Genomic DNA, 25,817 nt, shown 5'->3' with positions numbered 1-25,817 from the left:
AAAGGCACTCCGTACCCTCGATGTGCGGACCCTCAGGTCCGCCCCAGCGCCGACTCGATCTCCTGCATCACCCGCCACAGAGGCGCCCCGCGCCGCGAGACGACGACCACCACGTCGTCGGGCCGGTCGCCGGCCGGAGGCGCCGGGACGCCGCCGAACGCGGACTGCACGTACGCCAGCGCGTGGTCCACCGTGGCCCTCACCTCGCCCTGCCCGTCCGAACGCAGCCAGGAGCGCAGCGCGTTGTTGTGCGCGGCGACCACCGCCGCCGCGATCACATCGGCCTGCAGGGTCCCGTCCGGGCGGGCCGCGAAGCGCCCGCGCAGGTACTCGGCGAGAGCCCGTTCGTAGCGCCACACCACCGACAGCTCGTAGGCCCGCAGCCCCGGAACCCGCTTGGTGAGGCGGTAGCGCTGCACGGAGAACGTCGGGTTCTCGGCGTACATCCGCAGCACGAGCCGGGCCGCGTCGCAGACCCGCGCCACCGGTTCGTCGCCCTTGGAGCCGTCCGCGAGGAAGGCCCTCATGTCGGCCAGGCACCGCTCGTGGTCCGGGAAGACCACGTCCTCTTTGGACGGGAAGTAGCGGAAGAACGAGCGCCGTCCGACACCGGCGAGCGCCACGATGTCGTCGACCGTGGTCTGCTCGTAACCCCGCTCGAGGAACAACTGGAAGGCCGCCGCCACCAACGCGTCCCGCATGGGCGGCTTTCCGGTCCCCGCCTCGGCTTTCTCGGAGTTCATGGGCTGGAACGTAGCATCTGGAGGATTCTCAGCACTCCAGCAGCTGTTCGTGCCTGAGCTGGTGGTTGTCGTTGTCCTGGTATGGAGGGGATGACTGAAGTCGATTGCTGGATTGGTGAGTTGGAGTCGGTGCTCGTGCGGGTGGCGGGCCGGTTCGGTCGGGCGGATCTGCGGTGGCGGATGCGGGACTATGTCCGTGGTCTGCTGGGGCAGGCGGCACGGAAGAACGGCTGGCAACTCGCGGAGTGGGCGGGCCACCGTACTCCGGACGGCTTTCAACGGACGAGCCCACCGCGACACCGTCATCCACGCACTGAACCGGTCGGCCTGGAGAAGACACCGCCAAGAAATCGCCCGCCGCTGCCGCTACCGAAAACCGGAGCGATCATCCAGACCGGCACAGAGTCCTTCCGACTCGCCCACACCGAAGCCCTGGCTGAACAGGCCGCCGCTGGCTGATGAGGGGCCAGCGGGGGCGCCGGCAGCAGGTGAGGTCAGCGGTTACCGAGTTCCCGCGCCACACGCTCCAGTCGGCTTCGGTGGCCCTCCCACCATGCTTGATCACCTGGCGGCATGTTGTCCTTGCTCTGCAAATACCCGACAGATCCGTCGATGAGCTCTCGCACGATGTCGGCGTGGCCGGCGTGCCGCTGAGTATCGGAAATCACGCGCACCAGGATGTGGTGCAGTGTCACCTCCCGCCGTTCCTCCGGCCACCAGGGGACGTGACCGATCGCGTCAAGCGGCAGCGTCGCGATTGTGCTGTTGGAGTGCTCCCACGCCTGGTGATAGAGCCCAACGATGTCTTCGCGGCTCTCGTCTGCACTGGCCCACATGTCCGAGTTGGGTTCCGCGTCCTCCGTATACCACCAGGACGGCGGCTTCTCATCGAAGAACGGCCGCCCGAACGTGTCGCCGAAGTACCCCAGCTCCACGCTGGCGACATGTTTGACCAGCCCCAACAGGTTCGTGCCCGTCGGGGTCAGGGGACGACGGATGTCGTATTCCGAGAGCCCATCGAGCTTCCACAACAGGGCGTCACGCCCTTCTTGCAGGTATCGGAGAAGGTTCGCTTTCGGGTTCGGTTCGATCATGCCGGGCAGTCTTCCACCCGCCACTGACAGCCGTGCTCCACCGAGGACCCGCCGAGGCGGATTGGCTCTCACCCAAGACTCCGGGCCCCCTCAGCTCCCACGCCGCCGGGAGTGACATCAAAAGTCACCGAGCTATCCAGTGCTGCGGCGGGTCTCGATCGAGTGGCTCGGCTCGGTCGGGCAATCGCATTTCAAGGCGCGGATCTCATGAGGAGCACGTCACCCTCAGCTCAGACCGCTTTGAGATCTGCCGTGCCCCGTTGCTGAAGTCGTCGTTGCGCATGCCATGAGCGGTGCTGGGGGTGGGTATACGTCGGACCTGACGGACGGGCAGTGGGCGCTGGTAGAGCCATTGCTGTCACCAGCCAGGGTGGGACCCAGGAGCGGCCACCGGGAGAAGCATCCGCGGCGGCAAATCGTGGACGCGATCTTCTCCGTCGTGCGGACCGAATGCGCCTGGCGGCAGCTCCCGAAGGACCTCGCGCCGTGGCCGACGGTGTACTGGTACTTCACCTCGTGGCACGATGACGGCGCGGTCGAGCGAATCCCCCGATATCTCTGAAGAACCCGCAGGCAAGCGTGGCAGGCCGTGCTCGCCCGCCAACTGATGCGCTCGGTTCCGCCAACTGTCCGACTCATCCCCCGGCTGAGCGCCAAGTCACAGCGCCATCTACAAAGATCGCAAACGCGGCCTTTGGGGGAAGACCCGAGCACCCTCCGAGACCCCAGGTTGAAAATCGAGCTGGTAGGGCGTGTTGCGGAAGGGCCGACCGTGCAGCACAACGATGTCTGATTGCCGCCAGCAAGGGTTCTGCTGTGGTCCTCATGCTGGCGGCATGACGATGTCATCCGCTACGGAGTCGGCAACAGTTCTCACCGGCATGTATGCGGCTGAGGCGGAGTACCTGGCGGCGGGAGGCCCTGGCGAGGCGTCGTTCGACCTCCTCGCCCCCTTCTTTGCGCCGGATGTCGAGCTGCATCAAGCAGATGCCCTGCCCTACGGAGGCACTTGGCGCGGGCACAACGGCATGACGCAGTTCTTCCTCATGATGGGAGAGGTGTGGGAGTCGTTCGAGATGGTGGAACAGGAGTTCCTGGCCACCGGTGAGACTGCGGTCGTGCTCACACAGGTCCGTGCTCGCGCTCGCGCGACCGGCCGTGAACTCAGCTTCCCCATTCTGCAAGCGATCACGGTCAAGGACGGGCGGATCACCGAGGTCCGTCCGTTCTACTGGGACACGCGGGCTATCGCCGATGCCTGCGCCGTGCCGACACCGACAGACTGAGGTCGACGGCAAAACCCACTGTCACAGCCACTCGTTGAGGACTGCCACCAGCACGGTCGCCTCGTAGCGGACGGCAAGTTTGTCGTATCTCGTGGCCACGGCCCGGTGGCGCTTGAGGCGGTTGATCCCGCACTCGACCGCGTGGCGCTCGCGGTACTCGGTCTTGTCGAACTTCGGCTGCCGACCGCCTCGGGAGCCGAGTTTCCGGCGGTTGCGGACTCGGTCCGCCGGGACCGGAATGGTCGCCTTGATGCCGCGTCTTCGCAGGTAGCCCCGGTTGCGGCGGGAGTCGTACGCCTTGTCGGCCCGCACACGGCCGGTCGCTTACGGGGCCGACCAGGACCGATCCGCGGCACCCGGATCGCGTCCAGGACGGATTCGAACTGCGGAGAGTCGCCTCGCTGCCCGGCCGTGATCAGCACCGACAGAGGCTTCTGCCCCTGTTCGACGGCAAGGTGGATCTTGGTCGTCAGACCGCCTCGGGAGCGTCCGAGGCCGTGGTCGGCCGGCTCGACGGCAATGCCGCCGGGCGGCTCCTTTTGCTGATCCCTCTTTTCGCCGCCCCGGCCGCGTGCTGGTGGGCCCGGCAGGCCGTGGAGTCGACGTTCACGTCCCAGGTGATCAAGCCCTTCGCATCCGCCTCGGCCTGGAGGTGGGTGACGATCCTGGCCCAGGTGCCATCCCGCTGCCCAGCGGCGGAACAGGTCATAGGCCCGGTCCAGGGCCCATAGCGTTCCGGCGCATCGCGCCAGGGAGCACCTGACCGGGTCCGCCACCGTATGCCGTCTATCAGCTGCCGCCGCGTCCACACCGGCGGACGGCCCGGCTTGATGCCCTGTGGCGACAACGGCTTCAGCCGGGCCCACTGGCCATTCGTCGGATCACCACGTCCCACAGAGTTTGATCATCCACGACCAAGATCCACTTTCGTAACAGACCCTATTCCCACCGCGCCAGCTTGGCCAGCAAAGACGGCCTCGAGAGGTTGTTCCGCAGGGTCACCGGGGCCCTCTCCCCGCCCCAGCCGCTGCCCGTGGTCAGGAACCCGACCCTGGTACCGGCTTTCGCGGAGTGCGGGAGCGCCGTAGGCGACGGCGTGATCTTCATGTCGACACGCTGACCCGGTGCCCCGACGACGATGAAATCCTCGGCTGCGACCAGCGAGGTGTGCCCGCCGAGCCCGTCATCGAGATGACCAACTGCCTGGCCCTTGCGGACAGCCGTGGCGGAAGTGAGCGCCTCCCGGACCGCCTGCACGATCTTCTTGCTGTTGTCCTGGACGAGGATGAGGCTGTTGGCCCCGTTCGGGTCGGGTCCCTCGGCATGCTGGTCCAGCATCGTGCCGAGAATCAGCGGGGTCCTGTCACCAACGGTCTTGTAGGCGGCCCACACCAAGGTGCCGCCGGCCGGTGTATTGGAGCCGGTCTTGATGCCTCTGATGCTCAGGTCGGACATCAGCGGCCTGTCCATGTTGTTGATCAAAGGTTCGCCGAGACCGTCCACGTCCGCACCGGGTAACGCGACGACCGCGCGGAAGGCGTCGAACTTCATGACAGCCTCCGCAAGCTTCAGCTGGTCGACGGCGGTGCTCACGGTGCCGGCATCCAGACCGCTGGGGTCGGTGTAGGTGGTGTCCTTCCTGCCCAGCTTCCGGGCGGCATCGTTCATCTTCCGCACGAAGGCGGTCTCGGTACGGCTGTCGGTGACCCAGCGGGCCAGCAGGCGGGCGATGTTGTTGCCCGAAGGAATCATCAACATCTTCAGCATGTCTAGCTGGCTGCACCTCTGCCCTACCGTCAGCCCTTCGATGCGCGACTCGTGCTTGGATTTGCCCTCCTGTACCGTCTTGGCGTCGACCTCGATCATTGGGCCCTTGCCGTCCTTCCTCAGCGGACGCTCCTGAAGGAGGACGTTGGCCGTCATCACCTTGGCGACGCTGGCGGTTGGCACAGGTTTCTGTTCCCGTAGGTGCCGACGGTGCCCGTGCCCGGTAGCCTGACGGCAGCTTGGCCCTCCTGCGGCCACGGCACCGTGAAGTGCCCAGCAAGCGTGTAGGTGGTGTGCGCCGCATTCAGCCGCAGTACCGGGGCGGGTAGCGGCCGCGCCGTCTGGACCAGCACCAGGACCAGCGCGAGCACGACCGCCGCCCCGGTCCTCATGATGCGGGACCTTGGAAGGCTCGGAGCCGCGGCTTCCCGCACCGCTGCCGAGGCGGCGGTGCCCTCCGCGGGCTCCTGCGCTACGGCCTCCTCCAGCCGCTGGCCGCCGCGCGGTTCCGGCTGCCGAGGGTCGACGGCTTCAGGTTCAAGGGTGTCGTCCGGTTCCGACTCAAGACACTCTGCGGGCTCCGACTCCCCAGCGTCGTCCGGTACCGCCCCAGGAAGGTCGGCGACCTCTGGCTCGCCCGCGTCGGCGGCTTCCGGTTCATGAACCTCGGCGGCCTCTGCCTCCTCGGCTGTGTGCTCCTGCGGCCCTCGAAATCCGTCGTCGGGCGCGGGTTCGTCCGAGGTCTGCTCCGGTGGCTGCGCGTCCGTAGATTTGCGCGTCACTGCTCGTCCTTTCTCGGCCAGGGGCCGGGGAGTACCGGGATGCTGTCCTGGCGCAGTGGTGAGGCGTACGAGTCAGCGGCCCAGTACGGCCTGGATGACGGACTTGGCGATGGAGGCGCCCAGTCGGCCGCCGCGATCTCCGAGCGGGAGATCGGGTCGATGGCGGTGACCAGTCACCACCGCGCGGTTTCCTGCCGGTCAGCTCGTCCAGCGGGTTGCTCGTCAGCCTGACGGCCTCGCCGATGAGCAGGTCGCCGTGGACGCCCTCGAGGAATGTGGCGCCCTGAGCCTGGAGATAACCGGTGACCGGGTCATACATCGGAAGGTCCCGGTTGACGCGCTGGTAAGCCAAATCCGAACCGGGGATCTCGCGGGAGGCAGTGATCGGCGTACCGCCGACGATGATGTCACCGCGCGGCTTGGCGAAGGCCGCCATCTGCACCCGGCGAATGCGCGGGTCGTCGGCCAACGCGTCCCCCTGGACGAACTGTAACCACGTCGCCCGCGCCAGCAGGGGCACCACCTGGACACCGCATAAGACGGCTGTGCGTCGCAGGAGTTTGTTCATCGCTCGTGCTCTTTCCGGGAGGACTGGAGGTTCTCGGGAACGAGGCCGACTCCACACGTCGGGGACACAGGCGGGCACAGGCCGGAAAAAGCCGCGCATACGCCGGTAAGTCCCGGGCTGGTGTACGCCACTTCGAGCTCTTTCGGCGCCAAGTGATCACCACCAAGGATGGTGCTGCTCGGTGTCCTTCGCCTGGGTCTGGGCGTGGGCCTGCTGCGGTAGCGGGCGCCCGAGTGGCCGGGGCCTCAGAGTTCGAACGGGTCCAGGTGGCGGGGGTCCACGACGCGGCCGCCGGTCCCGACCACCTGCTGGAGCTGGTCGACCACGCCGCGGTTCACCGTGTCGTGCAGGGCGGGGTCGTCGAGCGCCGTGACCAGGTCGTCGTGGTGGCTCGGTACGACGACGCGGGGGTGGCCCAGGGCACTGATTGCGCGCTCGAAGTAGTTGTGCACGGCGGCGTGTCCGCTGGCGCCCAGCACCAGGACGTCCGGCGTGGCGCCGGAGACTTCACGGGCCGCAAAGTTGGCAGTACCGCTCAGGAACATCACGCTCAGCCGGTCGCCCACCGTCACCTGGTAGCCCAGCGTGCCGCCCTCCACCAGATCGCCCAGCGTCCGGGGCCGGGAAGGGGGCGCGGTCAAGGTGCCGTACGGGTCGAAGCCGTAGCCGCCGAGCTGGCTGTGCAGACTGCGCACCACCTCGACGGTGTAGTGCGGGCGGGAGCGCTTGCCGGACGACTGGAGGGGGTAGCGCAACACCTCGCCCCCTGAGACCACCACCGGACGGTGCTTGCGTCCCTTGCCAGGAACGCCCATGGCGGTCAGCAGGTGCAGATGCGTCTCGGTGCCCAGGACGTTGATCTCCTTGTCCCGCCAGGCCGGATGGTCCAGGAGATACGGCACGTCGGCGAGGTGGTCCCAGTGTCCGTGGGTCAGCAAGATGAATTCCGGTGTCCCGGTCAGGTGTGCACCCAACACCCAGTCGATGATCCGGTGGTTCACCTCGAGCTCCCGCGTCATGTCACCTTTGCCGTCCGGGCCCTTGTAGGGCTGCCGGGTGAGATACGGGTCGATCAGCAACCGGTGCCCGTCGAAGCTCAGCTCCCAGCCCGCGACACCGAGCCAGCGCAGCCGGACACCGCTGCGCCCCCAGTCGGCACTGTCTCGCACGGAACGGCCGCGGGGCGCTGCGGCTGCGGTGGTCGCGAACCCTCCCATGGTTCCGGCGGCCACGCTCGTCCGCAGCACACTGCGACGGCTCGGACGGCGCGGGGCGGCTGCGGGCTGCTGTGAGGACATGGCAATACTCCTTCGCTCGTGGGGCTTCAACTGCTGCTCGTGACCCGGGCCTGGGGAAGTTGAGTCAAACCTCGGCAACCACCCTGTGTCGAATACACTCTCGACCGCGTGCCGATTCGTTCGGCGTATCGCCGCAGACCATGGGGGGCGCATGCTGACGGAGCGGCACCTGGAAATCTTCGTCGCCATCGCGGAGGAAGGGCATTTCGGCGACGCCGCACAGCGCGTGGGCATCACCCAGCCGCCCCTCTCGCAGGGGCTGCGACGCCTGGAGGCGCTGCTAGGGGTGCGGTTGTTCGACCGGGAGCGCGGGGTCTCCCTCACCGAGGAGGGTGCACTGCTGCTCCCGCACGCTCGCCGGGCCCTCATCGCGCTGGCCGAACTGCGGGAGACAGGTGCCCGGGAGGAGGCGGACGGGCAGCGTCTCCGGCTCGGCCTGCCGCCCGAAATGCCGCCCCGGCTCGGCGCGTCCGTCGCCGCCGCACCCGTGCGCGCCGGGGTCCGGGGCCGGGTCTCGGTGGTGACAGCACCGACGGCCACGCTACTGACGGACGTCTCCGCGGGACGACTCGACCTGGCCGTCGTCCGCCACCCCGCCGTACTCCATGGTCTGGCCGCGGGCCCGGTGACTCTGCTGCCGACGTGGCTGCTGACACCGGACGACACGGGTGACGCCCTGACCGGGCGGTCCTCACAGGGCAGAGCTGCTGCCGGAGGGACCTCGCCGCACAACCCGCACGATGCCACGAGCGAGCCGGACCGGCGTGCAGGCGGCGCGCGGGCGGGGCGGCTCTTGCCGCACGCAGTCCGGCCGCGCGCGGAAGCGCCCGCGGCGCACGACCTGTTCCTGGACACGCTCGCGGGTCGGGGGCGGGGGGTGGAGACGGTAGTGGTCTCGGATGAACGCGCCGGGCTGGCCCTCGTTGCCGCTGGCCAGGCCGTGCTCGTCACGGCCGACGAGACACTCACGGCCGACGGCGTCGCCCGGCGGCCGACTACCGACCCGGCGCTTCCACTGCGACTGCGGGTGGTGTGGGACGCGCGGCGGCTCGCCGCCGCGCACGCGGACGAAGCGGCCGAAGCACTGGTCGGCGTGCTGGCGTCGGTGCACCAGCCGGGTGGGGAGAAGGCCCGGTGAGCGCGGCGCTCCCCGGCAGGGGCATCGAGCGGACCCTGCGCGAGATGTTCGACGACGCAGGGGTGCGCGGCTGGCTCCATGTGGCTGAACTGCACCGGCCCACGGCGGCGGTGACGGTCGACGCCGACGAGGCCGTGCTGATGGGCTCGGTCTACAAGGTGCCGCTCGCAGTGGCCTACTGCCGCCAGGTGGACGCCGGCGTGCTCGACCCCCGGCAACGGGTCACCCTGCCGCCCCAGGACCGGCTGCCCGGACCCACCGGCATCTCACAACTTAGCGACGAGGTCTCGATGTCCCTGCGCGACCTGGTCGTCATGATGATGAGCATCTCCGACAACGCGGCAGCCGACGCGGTACTCCACCACGTGGGTGCAGCGGCATTCGACGACACCTGCCAGGCCCTCGGCCTTTTTCGCACCCAGCTCAACGACGGTGCCGCGGGCACCCTGGCCCGACTGATGGCGGAGACAGGCGCTGAGTCCTTGGACGCGGCGATGGCGCGGATCGCCGACAACGACCGGGCGGTGCCGCCCAGCGTCTACGACCCCGCATGGGCGACCTCCACCACCCCCACGGAGATAGCTCGCCTGCTGCACGCCATCTGGACGAACGAGGCCGCCTCCCCGGACAACTGTGCCTTCATCCGCCGGACGATGGGACTCCAGCCCTGGCAACACCGGCTCTCGGCGGGCTTCCCCTACGACGAGGTGGCGGTATCCGGGAAGACCGGGACGTTCGGCGTCATGCGGCACGAGGCCGGGGTCGTCGAGCTGGCCGACGGCCGCGCGTACACGGCCGTCGTCTTCACCCAGGCCGCCCGAGCCGACCGCCGGCTGCCCCGCGCCGACGCGGTCATCGGTGCCACGGCACGCGCGGCCGTCGAACACCTGCGAGGCAGAGAGTGACTCCTCCGCTTTCCCCCTTCCCGATGTGGGCGTTCCTGAGCAGGTTGATGCGGTGACGAAGCGGCCGATCGAGCAACGGAGAACACGCCCGGACCAATGATTCGCCTGCACGCAGCAGCACTTCCCAGGCGCAGTTGACAGACGCGGGCCTCCACGATGCCGCGGTGCATTGTGGTGTCGTGCGCGGCCTGCTGGAGCGGTCGGCAAGGCCCGGCTCACCTCGGATCGCCAGCGGTGGATCCACTTGTGGGCGGCGGCGCGGGAGATGGAATCTCGGCGGCGACATGGGCGAGCGGGTGATCAAGCCCGGTACCTGTCAACAACGCTCATGATCGATAAACCTAGGACATGACATCGAGAGGCCGAAGGAAGCGGCGCTCATACCGCTTGATGCAGCGGGTGTTACGAGCCAGTTCGAAGGCATCCTGGCAGTCTGGGTCGGTCATGCTTTCCATGCGGTACTGCTCGTACGCGGCGAGACTGGGAAAGGTGAAAAGCGCGTAGGCGATGTCGCTGTCGCCCTCACTCGGCAGGAAGTAGCCGTGGTGCGTCCCGCCGAACCGGTTGACGAGCACGACCCAGCGGCGGCCGTACTCCTCAAAGTCCTCAAGCTTGTCGGCGTCAAGTTCGTACTTAAGATGAATGGTGATCACGCCCGCATAATGCCGCATGCCGGTTCGAGCTCGAAGACGGCCGACGTGCTTTGACCCTCGCCTGGCAGAAGAGGATGGGTCGACGTCCCGGATCACCAAGCAGCCCACCCGCCGCCGGGACGATCACGGAGCTCGTCCTTGCCCGGCAGTCCTCCTGCTGCTCACACACCAGCCGAGCCGCCAGGCCAGCATGCCCCGAACTCAATCGACTTAGGGGGCCTTGCCCTATGAGCGTCCGATCAGGTCGCGTGGTCCGGTGCCGTGCATCGCAAGGCGCCGGAATGCCCTGCCAGCGGAGCTACCCGGGCGCTTCGGCGAGGCGGCGGTGCCAGGCGTTCAAGGTGATCGGCGACAGCTGCGCCTCCCGCGCGAACACCCCCTGGAACAACAGGATCGACGGATCCGGGTCTGCTGAGCCCTTGCCGGTGGCCACCGCATCGCCCGCAAGGGCATCGAGTCGTCCACACGGCTGGGCCGACGCCGCTGGGTCGTCGAACGGACGGTGGCCCTGGCTGGCCGGATGCCGCCGCCTGCACCGCCGCTACGAACGCAAGGCCGAACACTTCCCGGGCCTTCGTCGGCATGGCCGCAGCCCTCACCGCCTACCGCCGACTCACCAGCTGGAACGACATCTTAGTGGCACTCAGTGCACTGTGCGGGAGGTACTGAGTGCTCTGTCCCCGGTTCCGGGGCGCCCTCTGAACCCTTGGCGCCCAAGCCGCGTATCCAGCGGCAGGAAGATTGCCGATGGCGGGCCCCGGGCCCGGACGGAAGGAGAGCGGCGTGTCGACACCGTCCGAGCCCCGGCAGCCGTACGACGGCCGGCCCCTCGAACCCATCCGCGTCCTGCGGCCCCGCCGCACCGACGCGCTGGCGGAACTGATGCGGGAGTTCCGGCAGGAGACCGGTCGGGAGCCCGCCGGCTACGAGTCGGTCGCACGGCCGGGCCGACCGGCCGGCTCGCGGGAGCCGACGCGGGAACTCCCGACCGTCGCCCGCGGCCACGGACCCGGCCGAGCCGTACGCACCCGCTCCGGACCGCGCCGCACCGCCGTGGCGGTGGCCGTCCTGGCGGCGGCCGTGATCGGCTTCGGTGGTGCGCTCGTGCTCCGGGGTGGGGCCGAGGACGACACCACGGCCCCCGCACCCCGGCCGACGCATTCCACCCCCGCCGCGGTGCCCGCCCCGACCTCCACCTCGCCCGCCGCCGACCCCGACGGTCCCGGCACCCTCCGCGAAGGAGCCAGCGGCCCCGAGGTGACCGAACTCCAGGAACGCCTCCTGCGCATTCCGGACGTCTACCGGGACGGCTCCACCAGCGGCCGCTACGACCCCACCCTCACGGCGGCGGTGGCCCGCTTCCAGCTCTGGTACGGCATCCGGGGCGACGAGAACGGCGTCTACGGCGACGACACCCGCACCGCCCTGGAGTCCCGCACCGCACCGGTCACGAACTGACCGGCATCATCCCGCCCGGGACGGCACGCGCGGTGCGCGTCGGCCGCCCGGGGCGGGAGTGATGCGAACATGGCGGGTATGGACGAGTTCATCGACCGGCTGAACCCCGACATGTACGTGGTCACGGCCGCCGCGGGCGGTGAACAGGCGGGTTGCCTGGTCGGGTTCGCCTCGCAGTGCTCGCTGCGGCCCGTGCGGTTCGTGGTGTGGCTGTCCGAGCTGAACCACACCTTCCGGGTGGCCCGGAACGCCGAGGTCCTCGCCGTGCACCTGCTCACCCGCGAACAGCACGCCCTCGCCGAACAGTTCGGCGGGCGCACCGGCGACGACACCGACAAGTTCCAGGGTGTGCGGCTGCGTGAGGCGTACGGCGGGGCGCTCGTCCTGGAGGACGCGCCGGCCTGGTTCGTCGGCCGGATCGTGACCCGCGCCGGCGGCGGCGACCACATCGGCTTCGTCCTCGACCCGGTCGAGTGGGGCGGCCGGGACCCCCGCGACGCACGGCTGCTGCGCCTCTCCGACGCCCTCGACATCGAGCCCGGTCACCCGGTCGACTGACCTCGCGCCCTGCCTGTCGAACGCCGGGCAACGGCTGGGAAAAACAGCGGGACGGCCCCGCCGCCGCGCGTCACCCTGGGAGGGGGCGATGCACGAAGCGCCCGAACCGCCGCGAACCGAAGGCCACGCCCATGAACGGCTCCCGCATTCCCGGCCTGGTGCTGCCCACCCTGTTCCTGCTGGCGCTGCTCGTGGGCCTGTGGTGGTACTGGCGGCACCGCGGCGATTCGTGAACCGGGCGCGGCCTACTTCTCCGGGCCCCCCGGCACCCGGACGTCCACGACACAGACGTCGTCCCGCCGCTCGTCCGGCAGCATCCGCGCGAGCAACGGCCCCAGCGACCCCGGCCGGTCGGTGTGCGGCGCCGCAACGGCCTCCGCGAGGCGGTCCATACCGCGGTCGATGCTCTCCGGGGGGTGCTCGACCAGCCCGTCGGTGAACAGGATGAGCCGGTCGCCCGGTGCGAGACGGCACTCCGCTTCCTCGAAGACCGGCGTGGCGGAGGCGCCGATGAGCATGCCGCGCGGTCGGCGCAGATATCGCGGCTCGCCGTCCCGGAGCAGCAGGGGCGGCGGATGGCCGGCCTGGGCCCAGACCAGGCGGCGCTCGCGCGGGTCGTAGCGGGCCAGCACCATCGTGGCGGTCGCGTGTGTGTCCCGCGAGTGCAGCAGCAGCGTGTTCAGCCGGGCGAGCGCGCCGGTCAGCGACGAGCCCGTGATGACCATGCCCTTCGCCGTGAACCGGAGCTGGGCCATCGTGGCGACCGCGTCGACACCGTGTCCGGCGACGTCGCCGACCACCAGCAGCGCGTCCCCGTCGGGCAGTTCGATGGCGCTGAACCAGTCACCGCCGACGTGCACGCCCGACTGGGCGGGCAGATAGGCGACCTCGACCCGCAGCCCGGCCAGGTGTACCGGCCGGTTGGCCAGCGGCAGCAGCGCGTGCTGGAGGCGGGAGGCCAGCGTCCGCTCGGCCTGCAGCACGTCGTGCTGCGTGAGGATCGCCCGCTCGCTCTCGACCAGGGCCAGCTCCGCCCGCCGCCGGGCCGTCATGTCCTGCACGAACCCGTGCACCTCGACGGGCGTGCCGTGCCGGTCGCACACCGCCTCGGCCGCGAGCCGCAGATGCCGGATGCCGCCGCTGGTCCTGATACGGAACGGCACGTCGAACGGCCGCCCCTCCTGGACGAGTTCGGCGACGGCGCGGGTCAGCGCGGGCGTGTCCTCGGGCAGCGCGAGCTCCGGCACGTCGGTCAGCGGAACGGGGCCGTCCGCGGAGGTCCGGCCGAGCAGTGCGAACACCTGGGTCGACCAGGAGGCCTCCTGCGTGACCAGGTTCCAGTTCGCCCAGCCCAGGTTGCCCAGTCGCTGCAGATCCGCCAGCCGCTGCTCCTGCCGGTCGGAGGAACCGTGCCGGATCCAGGAGACGACGAGGGCGTCGCCCAGCGGCGCCACCCGCACCGTGTACGTGAACAGCTCCGCGACGCCCGCCACGACCTCCTCGTGCGCGAACGGATCGCTCTCGAACTGCTCCCCGGTGGCCAGCACCCGCAGGCAGCCCTGCCACAGGGGTTCGGCCACCATGGCCGGCCGGAGCTCCAGCAGCCGCCGCCCGGCCGCTTCCTCACCGGTGCGGCCCAGCAGATCGCCCACCTGGGCGGTCGCGGCCTCGACCCGGAAGTCCTCGGCCTCGCCCGACGCGGCCCGCAGCGGCGTGAGCAGCATCGCCGCGAGCGGCAGCGCCTCGAACAGCGCCTGCACCGCGTCCGTGGTGGCGTCGGCGGACCGCTCCGGCGGGGTGTCGAAGGCGCGCAGCCGCCCGGCGCACAGCCCGGCGACACCCCGCAGGTGGGCGCGATCGCGCGGCGGGAAGGCCCCGGCACGGCCGCGCAGCACACCGATGCAGACCTCGGCCGGGCCCCCGGCGGACACGGGCAGCCAGGCACTCGACCGCCACCGCTCGGGCGGGTCCCCGATCAACAGGTTCTGCCGCTGGTCCGAGGCGAAGTCCTCCAGCCAGCGCGACTCGCCCGAGCGCAGCGCGTCCAGCGCCGCCATCCCGCTCAGCGGCGGTACCCGGCCCCACTGGGCGGCGAGCGTGTCGTCGACGCCCGCGTGCCCGATCAGCTCGAGGCCGCCGTCGGGCCTTCGGGCGTAGACCAGGACCGCCTCCGCCGTCATGTCGGGGGCGAGATGCTCCAGCAGGCACCGGGCGAGATCGTGCGGCGTGATCACCCGAACGAGGGCCTGGCCGAGGCGGGCCAGGGCCGCGGAGACGTCGTCAGGGACGGCCGTCTCCTCCTGGACGGCGGGCCCGGAGACGGGAGCCCCGAGGCCGGTGGACTCACTCGCCTCGCCCGGCCCGGGCGCCGTGGGCGCGAGACCACCGAGCGTGATCCAGCACTCCTCCAGCAGGGTGTGACGGGCCGCCTTGGCCCGCTGGAGCAGTTGCTCGCCTGCCGCGTCGGCGGAGCATCCGGTCAGCGCCATCACGGCGCCCTTGGCCCGTTCCACGACAGCCGAGGTGGCCGCCTGGTCGCGCAGCCGGTCCATCTCGGCGCGCTGCCGGGCGACGATCTTGGCCAGTTCGACCAGGTCCGGTGCGGCACCGGGCTGCGCCGGCGTCACGGGCTCGCTCGTCACGCGTTGAGCATTGCATACCTGGCCCGAGGGGAAGAACGCCTTGTACGCCCGGACTGCTCGCCTATCCCCGGCGTCCCGTCCGTCACATCAGCCCCTTCCAAGGCGTCAGTGGCCGTCGCGCGGATACAGCCACAGGCGCAGCAGCCGGCTGAGCCCCGGCATCACCAGGTAGGTCAGCACCGGCAGCAGCACCAGCGGGAACACGGCGGCCCGCAGCGGGAGCGGCCAGCCGGTGGTGTGCGGCGTGACCAGCCACTGGATGAGCAGGGTGAACGGGTAGGCGCCGAGGAAGGTCGTGAGGACCATCTTCCACCGCGGCGGAGCCTGCACGGTGGTACCCGGCAGGCTGAACCAGGTCTCCATGCCGGTCGTCGACTGGCGTTCGCTGCTGACCTCGGTGGCGATGTCCCGGATCCGCCGGTGCCAGTGCGCGCGCTCCTCGGACTCCAGCCAGGCGGCGAGCCGGTGCCGGTCGGACCAGCGCAGCACCGCGTGGTAGCGGTGGCCGTCCTCCGGTGTCAGCCAGGAGACGCCCTCGTTGCCGGGGAACTGTCTGGCGCAGCGGGTGATGCCGCGCGTCCACTCCTCGAACTGCCGTTCCCGGCCGGGGCGCACCTGCCAGGTCAGGACCGTGGTCACCGGCTCGGCGCGGCGGGTTTCAGTGGTGCTCATTCCTCCACGTGTGCCACGCGGGGCGCGGCTCATGCCCTCCGGGTCACGGCTGGCGACCCGCCTCCACCAGGGCCTGGGTGACCGCCCGGACGCTGCGCGCGATGTGCTGCAACTGCATGACCTCGGCCGCGTACAGCTTGATCGTGTGCTCGATGACGCCCTCGTGCAGGCCGAGCCCGGGCAGGTCCGCGCGTGCGGTCTGCAGGGCGGTGCGGGCGACCCGGATCTCGTGCTGGACCTGGATCTGGGCGTGCCGGGCGAGGAGGACGGGACGGCGGACGAACGCGGGGTAGCCGGCGTATCGGGCCGGTACCAGCTCGCGCAGCCACTTGGCCGCCGAGCGCTCCCAGTCGTGGCTCCCGGGGGTCTTGACCTGGCAGGGCCAGTCCGGGCTGATGCGCGTGGACGTCAGGGGCATGATCATCGCTTCCGGGTGTGCGGCGCCGTGAGGGTGGACGACGAATCGGGGCGGCCCCGGCCCAGGGGATGACCGGGGCCGCCACGGGCACCCATGAGGCCGGAGTGGGTAGGACCCGGCTTCCACGGGTGCGGAACGGATCCGGAAGGGCCGGGTCGCGATCCGTGAGCAGTATTTATATATGCCATCCGGTTTGCAAGGAGCATGAAAACATTCATGCGCGCTTTGTTGTGGATGGTCCGCGCGCGCGTGTGCGTGCTGCTCAGTCCCTGAGGAAGAACTGGTGCTGGTCGGCGACCTGCTCGTATTCCTCGAGCCGGGCCTGCGTCCGCTCAGGATCCGCGTCCGTCATGGCCTGCAGCAGCGCCGAGCACATCACCCCCGCCGCGGCGTAGGAGTCGAAGACCAGGCGCGATCCGGTCCCGAGGGCGAAGGCGACGTCGGCCTCCTCCGCGAGCGGCCCGAGGGCCAGGTCGGTGATCAGGGCGACCTTCAGCCCGGCGCCCCGCGCCACCCGCACGGCCGTCAGGGTCTCCTGGGCGTGCCGCGGCATGGAGAAGGCCAGCACCCAGGTGCCGCCCGCCTCACGCGACTGAAGCAGCGCGTCGTAGGCGACACTGCCGCCCCGCGTCACGAGCCGTACGTCCGGATGGATCCGGCGCGCGGCATAGGCGAAGTACTCGGCGAGCGAGACGGAGATGCGCAGCCCCAGGACGGTCAGAGGCGTGGACGACGACAGCTTGCGGCCGATGTCGATGACGAGGCCGGGGTCGGCGAAGTCCCGCCGCAGGTTCTCCAGGTTCTCGATCTCCGCGTCGACCGCTGCCTGCAGTTCGTTGCCCCGGTTCTCCTCCGCCGGGCCGCCCGCGAGGGTGCCGAGCGCGATCGACTGGAGCTTCTCCCGCAGCGCCGGGTAACCGCTGAAGCCGACCGCCGAGGCGAACCGCGTCACCGAGGGCTGGCTCACGCCGACCCGTTCCGCGAGATCCGTGATCGACAGGAACGCCGCCTCGGTGATGTGCTCGATCAGGTACTGGGCGATGCGCCGCTGCCCCGGGGACAGCCGGGGCCGGTCGAAGAGCGTGCGCAACTGGGAGGACGGGGAGACCTCCGTTTCCGGGGCGGCCTTCCCCGAGGTGATCGCGGATGCCTGTGCGCGTGCCTGCTGCGGCGATGGCACCGGTACGCCTCCTTCGTCTCCCACGGACGTTCAACATAGCTCACGCACCGTAGTGACCAGGGCTTCTTCACGGGAGCACATGAGCTGCCCGATGCGGGGATACCCGTGGGCCGGGCGGGAACCCGCCGCCGCAGAACATCGTCGAGAGGAACCACCGTCATGACCACCCCCGAGGAGAACCGGCCCAAGACGCAGACCACGGACGAGGTCCTGGAGCAGCAGGACGACCGTTCCCGGCCGCCGGGCGGGACCGGCCGCACGATGCGCGAGGCACTGGAAGAGGCCGCGGTGCGCCCCGACGACTACGACGACCGGTAGGAACCCCGGTCACCGCAACCGAACCGACGACGCTTTCGGCAGGTGAGATCGCATGGGCGCGCTGAGTGCGCTGGAAGAGACCCTCGAGAACCGATGGGACGCGCTGTGGGCGCGGGTCCTCGACAAGGAACCGGTCGAGGTCGTCGACGCACTGCGACGCGAGTGCGACGACAACGCCGTGGTGTGCCGCGAGGGCCGGGTCATGGTCCCCAACGCCTACGACGTGGAACTGCCCGACGAGGTGCACGAGCACCTGGCGCGCAGCGGCGTCGACGTGAGCCAGGCCCTCACCGACAGCCTCTCCCGCCACGCGGAACGCCGCGGCTACGAGTGGGCGGGCCCGCTGGCGGTCCACGTGGCGAGGTGCGCCCACGTCCCCAACGGCCGCTACCGGGTGGCCAGCAGGGTCATGCCCCACGTGAGCGCCGACGGCTTCTTCCACGCGGCGCACTGACGAGCCCCGCAGGGGCTCGGGACTGCTTCGAAGTGCGGCTCCGCCGCGTGGGCGCGACCAGCCGCGACGCACCCGCCCGAGGACGCGTACTCAACGCCGATACACCGTGATCGAGTGCCCGACGTCGTCCACGGGGCGGCTGCCGGCGATCAGTTCGGCCAGCCGCCCCGTGGCCTTCGCGGCCGCGGAGTCCGAAACGACGAGCAGGCCCCGCACCTCACCGACCGGCACCCGCCGAGGATCCGCCGCTGCGATGCCGTAGAACGCCGGCACCCCGCTGCCCTTGTACACGAGCCACACCCGCTCACCCGGATACCGCTCCCGCAGCCGGTCCGCGAGCCGCCCGAGATCCTGCCCCCAGTCCACGTTGGAGTCGTGCAACCACTCCCGGGTCCGGCCAGGCCCCCCGAACGCCTCGTTGGAGTACGGCAGATAGCAGGGGTACGTCCGTACCGAGCTGACGGCGGCGAACGCCACCAGCGCGCCCACCCCCACGGACACCCAACGTCGCCGCACCACCAGCACACATCCCGCGGCCACCGCGAGGAACAGCGGCAGGAACACGGCATACCGGGTCCCGAAGTCCCGCGCCCCCTGCATGGCGGCCGCCAGCAACACCGAGGGAGCGGCCAGCACATACGGTGCGGCAGGCCGCAGCCGCCGAACCGCGACGGCCACGGCGACACCCCCGGCCCACAGCGCGAGCATCCCCAGCGGGGTCTTCACCAGCAGCGCGGCCGGCAGGTAGTACCAGAGCGAGCCGTCGTACAGCCGCCCGAACAGAAAGCCCTGCCACGGCCGGTTCTCCAGCCCGAACTGGATGCGCATCCCGTCCCGGTACGCCTTGGGAAACGGAAGCAGTTCGACCAGGAGCCCGCGCAGCCCGCGCACCACGGGCACATGCTGTTCCGGAGTCCAGCGCAGCCGCGGATCGACGAGCAGATACGCGGCCCACACGACCGCGATCGCGGCCAGAGCCACCATGCCCGCGCCGGCGACCGCACGCACGAGGCGCCGGCCTCCCGCGGAGGCGTGCCACACGGACACCGCGGCCAGCATCATCAGCACCGGCACAGCAGGCAGCGTGCTCATCTTCGTGGCGAGTGCGGCGCCCAGCGCCATTCCCGCGAGCGGCACGTACAACCGGGGGTTCCCGCGGGCCCGCCACGCCGACCACGCCGACGTCAGCACGAAGCCGGCGGCGGGTACGTCGAGTGTCGCGAGGGAGCCGTGGGCGATGACGTCGGGGGAGAAGCAGAACAGGGTGAGCGCGGCCAACCCCGCGACCACCCCGGCCAGTTCACGGGCGAAGGCGAACACGACCAACCCGAAGATTAGCGTCAGTGCGATCACCGGGAGGCGGGCCCACAACATGAGCCGCCACGGGTCGTTGCCCGACTCGTAGAGCAGATGCCGCCCCGACTGCCCCTGGTCCCCGGTGAAGGACGAGTCGATGTGCGGATCCGCGAGGGCGACCCCCGCGCCGATGACCAGCTTGCCGAGTGGCGGATGCTCGGGGTTGTGCCGCAGCCGGTGCTCGTGGAGGTACTCGGCGGCCGCGCCCACGTAGACCGGTTCGTCGATCGTCGGCGTCTGCTGCACGGCGGTCGTGACCATCGCGAAGGTCATCTGCGCGAGCAGCACGGCAACGAGGAGCGGCACCGGCCACCGTCTGCCGGGCCGCCGCACGGAACCGGCCGGTGCCGGGGGTGAGAGCGACACCGGCCGGGGAACGGCGGGGGCGATCCACAGGTCCCTCATGGACCCACTCTGCATCAGCCCCCGCCGCGCACGGTGTCACCGCCGCACGAGTCGCACCGACAGGCCCTCCGACGTGTGCACGGGCACGGCCCGCAGCGTGTCGGAATCCAGCTCGACCCGGTCGAACCTGCCGCGCGACGACGCGGCGGACAGTACCGGGACCGTCGTCCCCGCGACCGGCGGCCGCTCGGCGTCGAGCCGCAGCGACAGCACGCTGCCCCTGCCCAGCAGCACCCGCCGGTCCACCGTGAGGGCCGGGCCGTGGTGCTTGCGGAGCGGCAACTCCAGTACGGACTCCCCCTCCTGGACGTACGAGCCGCGCACCCGCAGGACCTTGTCCGCGCGCAGCGTGCCGCCCGTGACCCGGACGTCGCCCTGGCCGAGGGCGTTGGGAGAGGCGGCGACGAGCGTACCGGCCTCGACAGCCGTCCCGCCGTGGTAGCGGTTGTGACCCGTGAGGGTGAGCGTGCCCGTGCCGCGCTTGGTCAGTCCGCCGTCGCCCTCGATGTCATTGCGCCAGCTGTCGGCCGCGTGGAAGCCGCCGGCCGCCGCGTCCAGTGTCACGGTGACATCGCGGTCGAAGGCGCCGTACCCGTCCGCCGCCGCGAACAGGTTCAGTCGGCCCCACTGCTCGAAGCCGTCCAGCAGGACGTACCCGGAGGGCAGCGCGGTCGTACGCAGCACCTCGCGGCGCTGGGCCGCGGTCAGGTACGGCAGCCGCGTCTCCAGCAGCACCTCCGCGCCCTTCGGCACGGTGAGCGGGTCCTTGCGGCCGCGGCGGGGCAGGACGTACGTGAACTTGGGCTCGACAGCACGGGCGTTGGCCTCGCGGTCGGCGTAGGCGTCATCGGCGTCGGAGTGGGCGTGGTCGTACAGCGTGTCGGCCGTCGTGCCGGTCTTCTGCGTGAAGTACGCCAGGGCCTGGGCGCGGGCCGCCGCCTTGAGCTCGGCGTTCGCCGGGTCGGTCAGCGTCGCGGCGGTCAGGGCGGTGGCCATGACGCGGCCGCCGATGACGTCGACCGTGGAGTGCATGCCCGCCATGATCCGGGTGTGGCTGAGCTCGAACGCGCGCGTCACCAGCTCCTGGAACCGCTCGGGCACCGCGTAGGCGAAGGCGAGGCCGGCCAGGTGGAAGGCGTTGGTGTGACCGCTGGGGAAGCCGCCGTCCTCCTCCGCCTTCTCGGAGCGCTGGCGCAGCAGTTGCGGGGCGACGACCACGTCCGAGTCGTACACGGGGTAGCCGAGTGCGTCCTTCTTCCCGGTGTCGACGACCTCGCTGTCCTCGTTCATGCGCCACGGACGCGGGTACTGGAAGGCGAACTTGCCGGGGTTGCCCGAGGCGAACGGCCCGCGCACGGTGTCGACCAGCTGGGCCACCTTGCCGAGTTCCGAGTCGTGGGAGCCGGCGCCGAGCGCGGAACCGGCCGGGGCGTCGGCGGGCAGGGTGTCGCTGATCTTCCCGGCGGGCGTGCCGTCCGGGGCGCCGGTGATCGACGTGACCGCCTTGGCGCCCGCCTTGTACAGCTCGGCGAGCGGACCCAGGCCGGCGATCATGGCGTAGCTCTGGTGCTGGCGGTCGTAGAGGAACGCCTCCTTCGCCTGCGCCTCGGTGCGGAACCGGGTGATGCGGGCGCAGTAGCGCATGTTGGCGCGCAGCACCTCGCGGTCCAGGACGCGGCCGGTGTCCCAGGCGTCACCGGTCTTCCACACCTGGGTGATGCCGCCCAGGATCCGGACGACAGCGTTGGTCTCGGGGGTCAGGTTCGTGAGGACGTTCGACTTGTAGTCGTCGACGAACGCGGCGAAGCCCGTGGCCGCCTTCGCGTCCGCGGCGCCGAGCCAGCCGACCAGCGTCGGTGCGGCGAACAGTCCCGCCGAGGCTCCGAGGGAGGTCTTGAGGAACCCCCGCCTGTTCACGGTGGTGGCGGTGCGGTGCCCGGCTGATGACGGCATGGGTGTGCCTCTCTGGAGTTCTGCCGAGGAGTTCTGCGGCGGGAGCTTCGGCCTTGCGGCCGGGGACGGGATGCGACCTGTGCGACTTCGGTGCCCTGATGACTTCCGGGGCACCCTTGCGTACGAGCGAAGATCTACGGCCGTGTCGTGGCCCTTCGGCGAGGGAACGGCCACGGGCCGGTGTCCGGATCGTGAACGGCGACCGCCCGGCTCACAGCAGCGAACGGGCCAGGGCCACCGCGCCCTCGACCGGCGGCACGCGCAGCGGCTGCGGCCGGGCGACGGGCAGCGCCTCGGCGAGCGCGACGGTGAACGCCTCGTACAGCGCGGGCTGGGCGAGCACCGTGCCGCCCGCCACCACCACGTCGTCCACGGCGACCCCTCGCGCGGCGAGCCGTACCACGAGCTCGGCGAGCGCCCGGCCGCCGTCGGCGATCACGGCCCGGGCGAGCGGCGAGCCTGCCTCGGCGGCGGTGAACACCACGGGGGAGTGGCGGCCCCACTCGGCGGACATGTCCGAGGCGGCCTCCAGCGCGGCGCCCAGCGCCGGGACCTCGGCCACGCCGAACGAGGCGATCAGCCCCCTGGCCAGCGCGTCGGGTTCCTCGCCGCGGTCGTGCGCCGCCCAGACGGCCCGCGCGGCCTCGCGCACGAGGCCGGCCGCGCCGCCCTCGTCGCCGAGCGCCGCGCCCCAGCCGCCGACCTGGACCGGCCCGCCGTCGGGCAGCCGCCCGACCGCGACCGAACCGGTGCCGGCGACCAGACCGACGCCCTTGTCCAGCCCGGCGGCGGGCACGAGGAGTTCGGCGTCGCCCACGACGAGCGCGGGCACCCCCAGCCGCTCCTGAACGGCGGCGCGGATGCCCGCGCACTGGCGTGGGGTCTCGCAGGCGTGACCGCCCACGGCGAGAGCGGACGGTCGTATGTGAGCGGGCAGGGCGTCGGCGACCAGAGCGGCCAGCCAGTCGGCGGCGACCCCGGGGTCGTGCGGCCGCCATCCCGAACTGATGCGGACATGGTCGGCGACGTCCTCGCCGCCCGCGAGGGCGCGCAGGTGCGTCTTCGTTCCGCCCACGTCGATACCGACCACGTAAGGCGTGGAGTCCTGCACGGGTCCTCTTTCGTCGTTGCGCGGTCACGGCGACGGCAGGCGAACCGCGCGTCGGACCACGCCAGTTGAAGAGGTAGGGAAGCCCCGGGACGGGCTTCTGCGGGCCACGGCAGGCGAGTACCGTGGAGTTCGTTAGGAAGTTAACTAACGAAGTAGGGTGCGCGTCAAGAGGCACGGAATCCCGATGCCGCGCGACCTTTGCCGCCGCCCTGCACGGCCGCAGCACGACCTGGGGAGACCATGCGCCTGAGTGAGAGTGCCCGTGTGGTGTTCGACGTACTGGCCGGGACGGGCACGGCCACCCGCCCCCAGCTGGCGGCCGGTGCCGGCCTTTCCAAGCCGACCGTCTCCTCCGCCGTGGCCGAGCTGGAGGCCGTCGAGCTCGCCGCCCACTCCGGCAGGGCCTCCGGGGGCACCGGCCGCAGCGCCGCGATCTACCGTCTCGGACCGGCCGCCGGCGCCGTGCTCGCCGTCGACCTGGGGCCCGCCGTGACGCGGGTGCGCGCCTGCGCCCTGGACGGCACGCTGCTCGCCGAGGGCACCGGGTCCCGGCCGGAGGCCGCCGACACCGTCCGCAAGGTCCTCGACGCCCTGCCCGCCGGGGCCCCGCTGCGGGCCGTCGTGGTCGCCGTCGGTGACGTCCCCGTACGGGACCGCGCCGGGGAGCGCCCCGCGACCGCCAAGGCCGGACCCGTCTTCGACGCCATGGCCGTCGCACTGCCCGAGGGCGTCCCCGTCCACTTGGAGAACAACGTCAACTGCGCCGCCCTCGCCGAGCTCCACGAGGGCGCCGCCGTCGGCCGCGACACCTTCGGTTACCTGCGCATCGGCGTCGGCATCGGACTCGCCGTCGTCATCGGCGGCCGGGTGCTGCGCGGCGCGAACGGCGCCGCCGGTGAGGTGGCCCGGCTGCCCTACCCCTGGGACGACGACCGCGCCCCGCGCCACGAGGGCCTGGAGCAGCGCATGGGCTCGCGCACCCTGCTGCGCCGTGCGGCGGAGGCCTGGCAGGACGATGACGGGCCCCGCCCGCGCACCGCCGAGCGGCTCCTCGCCCTGGCCGGGCAGGGGCATGCCACGGCCGGTGCCGTGGTCGCCTCGCACGCCGCCGACGTGGGCCGGCTCGCCGCCGCCGTCGCCGCCGTACTGGACCCCGGGCTGATCGTGCTGGGCGGCGGCACCGGCGCGGATCCGCAGCTCCTGTCCGGTGTGCGGGCCGAGCTGGCCCGGCTGAGCTGGCCCACCGAGGTGGTCAGCAGCGTGGTGGGCGACACCGGCACGGTGGCGGGCGCCAGCAGGCTTGCGGTGGCCCATGGAATTCAAACCGTGACCGGAGCTGTGCGGGCGAAGCATTGACGGCTGCGCCATCGGTCTGCCAATGTCCGGACAAGCGCTTTCTGAGTCGGCCGGGACGCCGACTCCGGGTGAGCCTCCCGCCCGTACGAGAAGTACGGCAGCCGCACGAGGGCGTGCTTGTGCGACGTCGGCCGTCATGGCCGGGGACCCTGCCCGTCAAGGCGTCGCGGCCGGGCGAGGCCGTGCCCCCGGAAAGCGAATTTTCCCGCAGACTGCACCCGTGCCGCCTCGGCTGGCGCCGTGCTTCCTCCGCTACGACGAAAAGGGATCGAAGATGACCAGTGTGGGTGTGCGGCGCTCCCGCCGACTCGGCCGCGGCGGCATAGGCCGCGTGGTTCCCCTCGCTGCCGTGGCCACGGCAGGTGCCCTTCTGCTCTCCGCCTGCGGGTCGGGATCCGACTCCGGCGGGAACGCCAAGTCGCTGACGTTCTGGATCTCCACGGTTCCGGGGCAGGACGCGGGCTGGAAGAAGATGGTGGCGCAGTACAAGAAGGAGACCGGCGTCACCGTCAAGCTCGTCAACATCCCCTACGACGGCTACGACGCGAAGCTGCGCAACGCCGCGCAGGCGAACTCCCTGCCCGACGTGGCGGCAGTGCCGAAGCTGGACCCGATCTGGGCGAACAAGCTGATCGACCTCAGCTCCATCGCCAACAACAAGAACAACAAGATCAACAAGAACTTCGTCGCCAAGGACTCGTCCGGGAAGGTGCTGTCCATCCCCTCGGACATCACCGCGTCCGGCCTGTTCATCAACGAGACGCTGTTCAAGAAGGCCGGCGTCCCCGTCCCGACCTCGCCCCAGAAGACCTGGACCTGGACCGAATTCATCAAGGCGGCGGACAAGGTCCGGGAGAAGACCGGCGCCAAGTACTCCCTCACGTTCGACCAGTCGCCCTCCCGGCTCCGCGCCATGGTGTACGAGCTCGGCGGGAAGTACGTCCACGCGGACTCCTCCGGCAAGTTCTCGGTGGACGCCGCGACCAAGAAGGCCGTGAAGCGCTTCGTCGAGATGAACGACGACAAGACCATGCCGAAGTCGGTGTGGACGAGCGGCGCCGACCCGTCGGCCATGTTCCAGAGCGGTGACGTGGTCGCCTACTGGTCCGGCGTGTGGCAGGTGCCCGCCTTCGCGGAGAGCATCAGCAAGTTCGACTGGGCGAGCGTCCCGACTCCCGCCGAGCCGGTGCAGGCCAGTGACGTCAACAGCGGCGGCATGACGGTGGGCTTCAACAACAACGGCGACGCCGCCGCCGCCGCGACGAAGTTCCTGTCCTGGCTGTACGAGCCGGCCCACTACCAGGCGCTGTGCGAGGCGTCCGGGTTCCTGCCCGTCGAGAGCGGTCTGAACCCGAAGTATCCCTTCAAGTCCGAGGCGGCGCAGGCGGCGTTCAAGCTGTACAACGAGTCGATCCCGCTGTACGCCCCGATCTCCGGCTACTTCAACACCGCGCAGACGAACTGGGTGCTGAAGGGCAAGAGCCTCACCGAGGACCCGACCAAGACGGAGCTCGGCAAGGCGATCAACGGCCAGCAGTCGGTCGACAAGGCGCTGGACAACATCGTGGCCGGCTACAACCAGCAGGTCGGCGGCTGAGCGCAGACTCGACAGGCCCGGGCGGCGGGGTCGAGACACCGCCGCCCGGCCTCGGGACCCACGCGATGCCGGGCTCATGGCCTCGGCCCACAGGAACCCATTCCA

At 70.8% G+C, this 25,817-nt stretch carries 24 protein-coding genes and 3 pseudogenes; 12 read left to right on the top strand and 15 right to left on the bottom strand.

The features are described from left to right. Window positions 1-32: 32 nt before the first annotated feature. Window positions 33-701, bottom strand: a complete 669-nt coding sequence (locus tag ACWD1U_RS13920) for a TetR family transcriptional regulator (RefSeq protein ID WP_451107536.1) — start codon at window positions 699-701, stop codon at window positions 33-35. A gap of 132 nt (window positions 702-833) precedes the next feature. Here ACWD1U_RS13920 and ACWD1U_RS13915 point away from each other — a divergent pair. Further along, window positions 834-1,025 (top strand): annotated as a pseudogene (locus tag ACWD1U_RS13915) (IS701 family transposase); the annotation flags it as partial. 212 nt (window positions 1,026-1,237) lie between these two features. Here the strand turns inward: ACWD1U_RS13915 and ACWD1U_RS13910 are convergent. Then, the gene (locus ACWD1U_RS13910) at window positions 1,238-1,837 is read right to left on the bottom strand and encodes a DinB family protein (protein WP_451107301.1); all 600 of its coding nucleotides are present in this window, start codon (window positions 1,835-1,837) and stop codon (window positions 1,238-1,240) included. A 286-nt stretch (window positions 1,838-2,123) separates the two neighbouring features. Between ACWD1U_RS13910 and ACWD1U_RS13905 the strand changes: the two genes are divergently transcribed. Together ACWD1U_RS13905 and ACWD1U_RS13900 are read left to right on the top strand one after the other, a co-directional pair. After that, window positions 2,124-2,399 carry a transposase gene (locus ACWD1U_RS13905; protein WP_451107299.1) on the top strand — a complete coding sequence of 92 codons (276 nt, stop codon included), beginning with the start codon at window positions 2,124-2,126 and terminating at the stop codon, window positions 2,397-2,399. 274 nt (window positions 2,400-2,673) lie between these two features. Then, on the top strand, window positions 2,674-3,123 hold the full coding sequence (locus ACWD1U_RS13900; protein WP_451107297.1) for a nuclear transport factor 2 family protein: 450 nt from the start codon (window positions 2,674-2,676) through the stop codon (window positions 3,121-3,123). 21 nt (window positions 3,124-3,144) lie between these two features. On the opposite strand, the pseudogene ACWD1U_RS13895 reads toward ACWD1U_RS13900, so the two are convergent. From ACWD1U_RS13895 to ACWD1U_RS13880, 4 genes and pseudogenes are all read right to left on the bottom strand, one after another. Beyond that, window positions 3,145-4,018: pseudogene (locus ACWD1U_RS13895) on the bottom strand (IS5 family transposase). 44 nt (window positions 4,019-4,062) lie between these two features. Further along, a complete protein-coding gene (locus ACWD1U_RS13890; protein ID WP_451107296.1) occupies window positions 4,063-5,046 on the bottom strand; it encodes a D-alanyl-D-alanine carboxypeptidase family protein in 984 nt (327 codons plus the stop codon). 501 nt (window positions 5,047-5,547) lie between these two features. Further along, window positions 5,548-6,108 (bottom strand): hypothetical protein, encoded by a 561-nt coding sequence (locus tag ACWD1U_RS13885; RefSeq protein WP_451107534.1) that lies wholly within the window; start codon window positions 6,106-6,108, stop codon window positions 5,548-5,550. A gap of 377 nt (window positions 6,109-6,485) precedes the next feature. Further along, window positions 6,486-7,538, bottom strand: a complete 1,053-nt coding sequence (locus ACWD1U_RS13880; RefSeq protein ID WP_451107294.1) for an MBL fold metallo-hydrolase — start codon at window positions 7,536-7,538, stop codon at window positions 6,486-6,488. A 151-nt stretch (window positions 7,539-7,689) separates the two neighbouring features. On the opposite strand from ACWD1U_RS13880, the gene ACWD1U_RS13875 reads away from it, so the two are divergent. Beyond that, window positions 7,690-8,676 carry a LysR family transcriptional regulator gene (locus ACWD1U_RS13875; RefSeq protein ID WP_451107293.1) on the top strand — a complete coding sequence of 329 codons (987 nt, stop codon included), beginning with the start codon at window positions 7,690-7,692 and terminating at the stop codon, window positions 8,674-8,676. Continuing rightward, window positions 8,673-9,581 carry a serine hydrolase gene (locus ACWD1U_RS13870; RefSeq protein ID WP_451107291.1) on the top strand — a complete coding sequence of 303 codons (909 nt, stop codon included), beginning with the start codon at window positions 8,673-8,675 and terminating at the stop codon, window positions 9,579-9,581. Before ACWD1U_RS13875 ends, ACWD1U_RS13870 begins: the two co-directional genes overlap by 4 nt. A 341-nt stretch (window positions 9,582-9,922) precedes the next feature. Here the strand turns inward: ACWD1U_RS13870 and ACWD1U_RS13865 are convergent, their stop codons facing one another. Then, on the bottom strand, window positions 9,923-10,234 hold the full coding sequence (locus tag ACWD1U_RS13865) for an NIPSNAP family protein (protein ID WP_451107290.1): 312 nt from the start codon (window positions 10,232-10,234) through the stop codon (window positions 9,923-9,925). A gap of 298 nt (window positions 10,235-10,532) precedes the next feature. Then, window positions 10,533-10,667: a hypothetical protein gene (locus ACWD1U_RS13860; RefSeq protein WP_451107543.1), complete on the bottom strand. Its 135-nt coding sequence runs from the start codon at window positions 10,665-10,667 to the stop codon at window positions 10,533-10,535. Here ACWD1U_RS13860 and ACWD1U_RS13855 point away from each other — a divergent pair. The 3 genes and pseudogenes from ACWD1U_RS13855 to ACWD1U_RS13845 all read left to right on the top strand — a co-directional run. Beyond that, window positions 10,668-10,794, top strand: a pseudogene (locus tag ACWD1U_RS13855) (IS5/IS1182 family transposase); the annotation flags it as partial. 223 nt (window positions 10,795-11,017) lie between these two features. Then, the gene (locus tag ACWD1U_RS13850) at window positions 11,018-11,692 is read left to right on the top strand and encodes a peptidoglycan-binding domain-containing protein (protein ID WP_451107288.1); all 675 of its coding nucleotides are present in this window, start codon (window positions 11,018-11,020) and stop codon (window positions 11,690-11,692) included. Window positions 11,693-11,761: 69 nt separating this feature from the next. Further along, window positions 11,762-12,250, top strand: a complete 489-nt coding sequence (locus ACWD1U_RS13845) for a flavin reductase family protein (protein WP_451107286.1) — start codon at window positions 11,762-11,764, stop codon at window positions 12,248-12,250. Between the two features lie 245 nt (window positions 12,251-12,495). Here the strand turns inward: ACWD1U_RS13845 and ACWD1U_RS13840 are convergent, their stop codons facing one another. From ACWD1U_RS13840 to ACWD1U_RS13825, 4 genes are all read right to left on the bottom strand, one after another. Continuing rightward, on the bottom strand, window positions 12,496-14,802 hold the full coding sequence (locus tag ACWD1U_RS13840; protein ID WP_451107532.1) for a SpoIIE family protein phosphatase: 2,307 nt from the start codon (window positions 14,800-14,802) through the stop codon (window positions 12,496-12,498). A gap of 195 nt (window positions 14,803-14,997) precedes the next feature. Next, window positions 14,998-15,564, bottom strand: a complete 567-nt coding sequence (locus ACWD1U_RS13835) for an antibiotic biosynthesis monooxygenase (protein ID WP_451107284.1) — start codon at window positions 15,562-15,564, stop codon at window positions 14,998-15,000. A 43-nt stretch (window positions 15,565-15,607) separates the two neighbouring features. Then, entirely contained in the window at window positions 15,608-15,982 is a 375-nt protein-coding gene (locus ACWD1U_RS13830; RefSeq protein ID WP_451107283.1) for a hypothetical protein, read from the bottom strand. A gap of 262 nt (window positions 15,983-16,244) precedes the next feature. Then, window positions 16,245-17,162 (bottom strand): MurR/RpiR family transcriptional regulator, encoded by a 918-nt coding sequence (locus ACWD1U_RS13825; RefSeq protein ID WP_451107281.1) that lies wholly within the window; start codon window positions 17,160-17,162, stop codon window positions 16,245-16,247. A 159-nt stretch (window positions 17,163-17,321) separates the two neighbouring features. Between ACWD1U_RS13825 and ACWD1U_RS13820 the strand changes: the two genes are divergently transcribed. Next, on the top strand, window positions 17,322-17,480 hold the full coding sequence (locus tag ACWD1U_RS13820) for a hypothetical protein (protein WP_451107279.1): 159 nt from the start codon (window positions 17,322-17,324) through the stop codon (window positions 17,478-17,480). Between the two features lie 52 nt (window positions 17,481-17,532). Beyond that, on the top strand, window positions 17,533-17,934 hold the full coding sequence (locus ACWD1U_RS13815) for a DUF3662 domain-containing protein (RefSeq protein ID WP_451107277.1): 402 nt from the start codon (window positions 17,533-17,535) through the stop codon (window positions 17,932-17,934). Between the two features lie 90 nt (window positions 17,935-18,024). On the opposite strand, the gene ACWD1U_RS13810 is transcribed toward ACWD1U_RS13815, so the two are convergent. The 3 genes from ACWD1U_RS13810 to ACWD1U_RS13800 all read right to left on the bottom strand — a co-directional run bounded on the left by ACWD1U_RS13810 (window position 18,025) and on the right by ACWD1U_RS13800 (window position 22,759). Continuing rightward, the gene (locus tag ACWD1U_RS13810) at window positions 18,025-19,695 is read right to left on the bottom strand and encodes a phospholipid carrier-dependent glycosyltransferase (RefSeq protein ID WP_451107275.1); all 1,671 of its coding nucleotides are present in this window, start codon (window positions 19,693-19,695) and stop codon (window positions 18,025-18,027) included. A 36-nt stretch (window positions 19,696-19,731) separates the two neighbouring features. Next, window positions 19,732-21,648 (bottom strand): phosphatase PAP2 family protein, encoded by a 1,917-nt coding sequence (locus ACWD1U_RS13805; RefSeq protein ID WP_451107273.1) that lies wholly within the window; start codon window positions 21,646-21,648, stop codon window positions 19,732-19,734. 211 nt (window positions 21,649-21,859) lie between these two features. Next, on the bottom strand, window positions 21,860-22,759 hold the full coding sequence (locus tag ACWD1U_RS13800; RefSeq protein ID WP_451107271.1) for an N-acetylglucosamine kinase: 900 nt from the start codon (window positions 22,757-22,759) through the stop codon (window positions 21,860-21,862). A gap of 240 nt (window positions 22,760-22,999) precedes the next feature. On the opposite strand from ACWD1U_RS13800, the gene ACWD1U_RS13795 reads away from it, so the two are divergent. Continuing rightward, complete coding sequence (locus ACWD1U_RS13795) at window positions 23,000-24,115, top strand: ROK family protein (RefSeq protein ID WP_451107269.1); 1,116 nt, start codon at window positions 23,000-23,002, stop codon at window positions 24,113-24,115. Between the two features lie 274 nt (window positions 24,116-24,389). Continuing rightward, window positions 24,390-25,712, top strand: a complete 1,323-nt coding sequence (locus ACWD1U_RS13790) for an ABC transporter substrate-binding protein (RefSeq protein ID WP_451107267.1) — start codon at window positions 24,390-24,392, stop codon at window positions 25,710-25,712. Window positions 25,713-25,817: the final 105 nt, after the last annotated feature.

This window comes from Streptomyces sp. NPDC002788 (assembly GCF_053592115.1).
The sequence above is the reverse complement of the archived record's forward strand: the minus strand, read 5'-3'. Positions and strand labels throughout refer to the sequence as shown.

What these genes read in the sequence shown, in the direction of transcription:
- ACWD1U_RS13910 (WP_451107301.1), bottom strand. Translation starts at nt 1,837, where the DNA reads ATGATCGAACCGAACCCGAAAGCGAACCTTCTCCGATACCTGCAAGAA.
- ACWD1U_RS13835 (WP_451107284.1), bottom strand. Translation starts at nt 15,564, where the DNA reads ATGAGCACCACTGAAACCCGCCGCGCCGAGCCGGTGACCACGGTCCTG.
- ACWD1U_RS13815 (WP_451107277.1), top strand. Translation starts at nt 17,533, where the DNA reads ATGGGCGCGCTGAGTGCGCTGGAAGAGACCCTCGAGAACCGATGGGAC.
- ACWD1U_RS13890 (WP_451107296.1), bottom strand. Translation starts at nt 5,046, where the DNA reads ATGACGGCCAACGTCCTCCTTCAGGAGCGTCCGCTGAGGAAGGACGGC.
- ACWD1U_RS13920 (WP_451107536.1), bottom strand. Translation starts at nt 701, where the DNA reads ATGCGGGACGCGTTGGTGGCGGCGGCCTTCCAGTTGTTCCTCGAGCGG.
- ACWD1U_RS13805 (WP_451107273.1), bottom strand. Translation starts at nt 21,648, where the DNA reads ATGCCGTCATCAGCCGGGCACCGCACCGCCACCACCGTGAACAGGCGG.
- ACWD1U_RS13900 (WP_451107297.1), top strand. Translation starts at nt 2,674, where the DNA reads ATGACGATGTCATCCGCTACGGAGTCGGCAACAGTTCTCACCGGCATG.
- ACWD1U_RS13840 (WP_451107532.1), bottom strand. Translation starts at nt 14,802, where the DNA reads ATGGACCGGCTGCGCGACCAGGCGGCCACCTCGGCTGTCGTGGAACGG.
- ACWD1U_RS13875 (WP_451107293.1), top strand. Translation starts at nt 7,690, where the DNA reads ATGCTGACGGAGCGGCACCTGGAAATCTTCGTCGCCATCGCGGAGGAA.
- ACWD1U_RS13905 (WP_451107299.1), top strand. Translation starts at nt 2,124, where the DNA reads ATGAGCGGTGCTGGGGGTGGGTATACGTCGGACCTGACGGACGGGCAG.
- ACWD1U_RS13830 (WP_451107283.1), bottom strand. Translation starts at nt 15,982, where the DNA reads ATGCCCCTGACGTCCACGCGCATCAGCCCGGACTGGCCCTGCCAGGTC.
- ACWD1U_RS13880 (WP_451107294.1), bottom strand. Translation starts at nt 7,538, where the DNA reads ATGTCCTCACAGCAGCCCGCAGCCGCCCCGCGCCGTCCGAGCCGTCGC.
- ACWD1U_RS13790 (WP_451107267.1), top strand. Translation starts at nt 24,390, where the DNA reads ATGACCAGTGTGGGTGTGCGGCGCTCCCGCCGACTCGGCCGCGGCGGC.
- ACWD1U_RS13885 (WP_451107534.1), bottom strand. Translation starts at nt 6,108, where the DNA reads ATGGCGGCCTTCGCCAAGCCGCGCGGTGACATCATCGTCGGCGGTACG.
- ACWD1U_RS13820 (WP_451107279.1), top strand. Translation starts at nt 17,322, where the DNA reads ATGACCACCCCCGAGGAGAACCGGCCCAAGACGCAGACCACGGACGAG.
- ACWD1U_RS13810 (WP_451107275.1), bottom strand. Translation starts at nt 19,695, where the DNA reads ATGAGGGACCTGTGGATCGCCCCCGCCGTTCCCCGGCCGGTGTCGCTC.
- ACWD1U_RS13845 (WP_451107286.1), top strand. Translation starts at nt 11,762, where the DNA reads ATGGCGGGTATGGACGAGTTCATCGACCGGCTGAACCCCGACATGTAC.
- ACWD1U_RS13795 (WP_451107269.1), top strand. Translation starts at nt 23,000, where the DNA reads ATGCGCCTGAGTGAGAGTGCCCGTGTGGTGTTCGACGTACTGGCCGGG.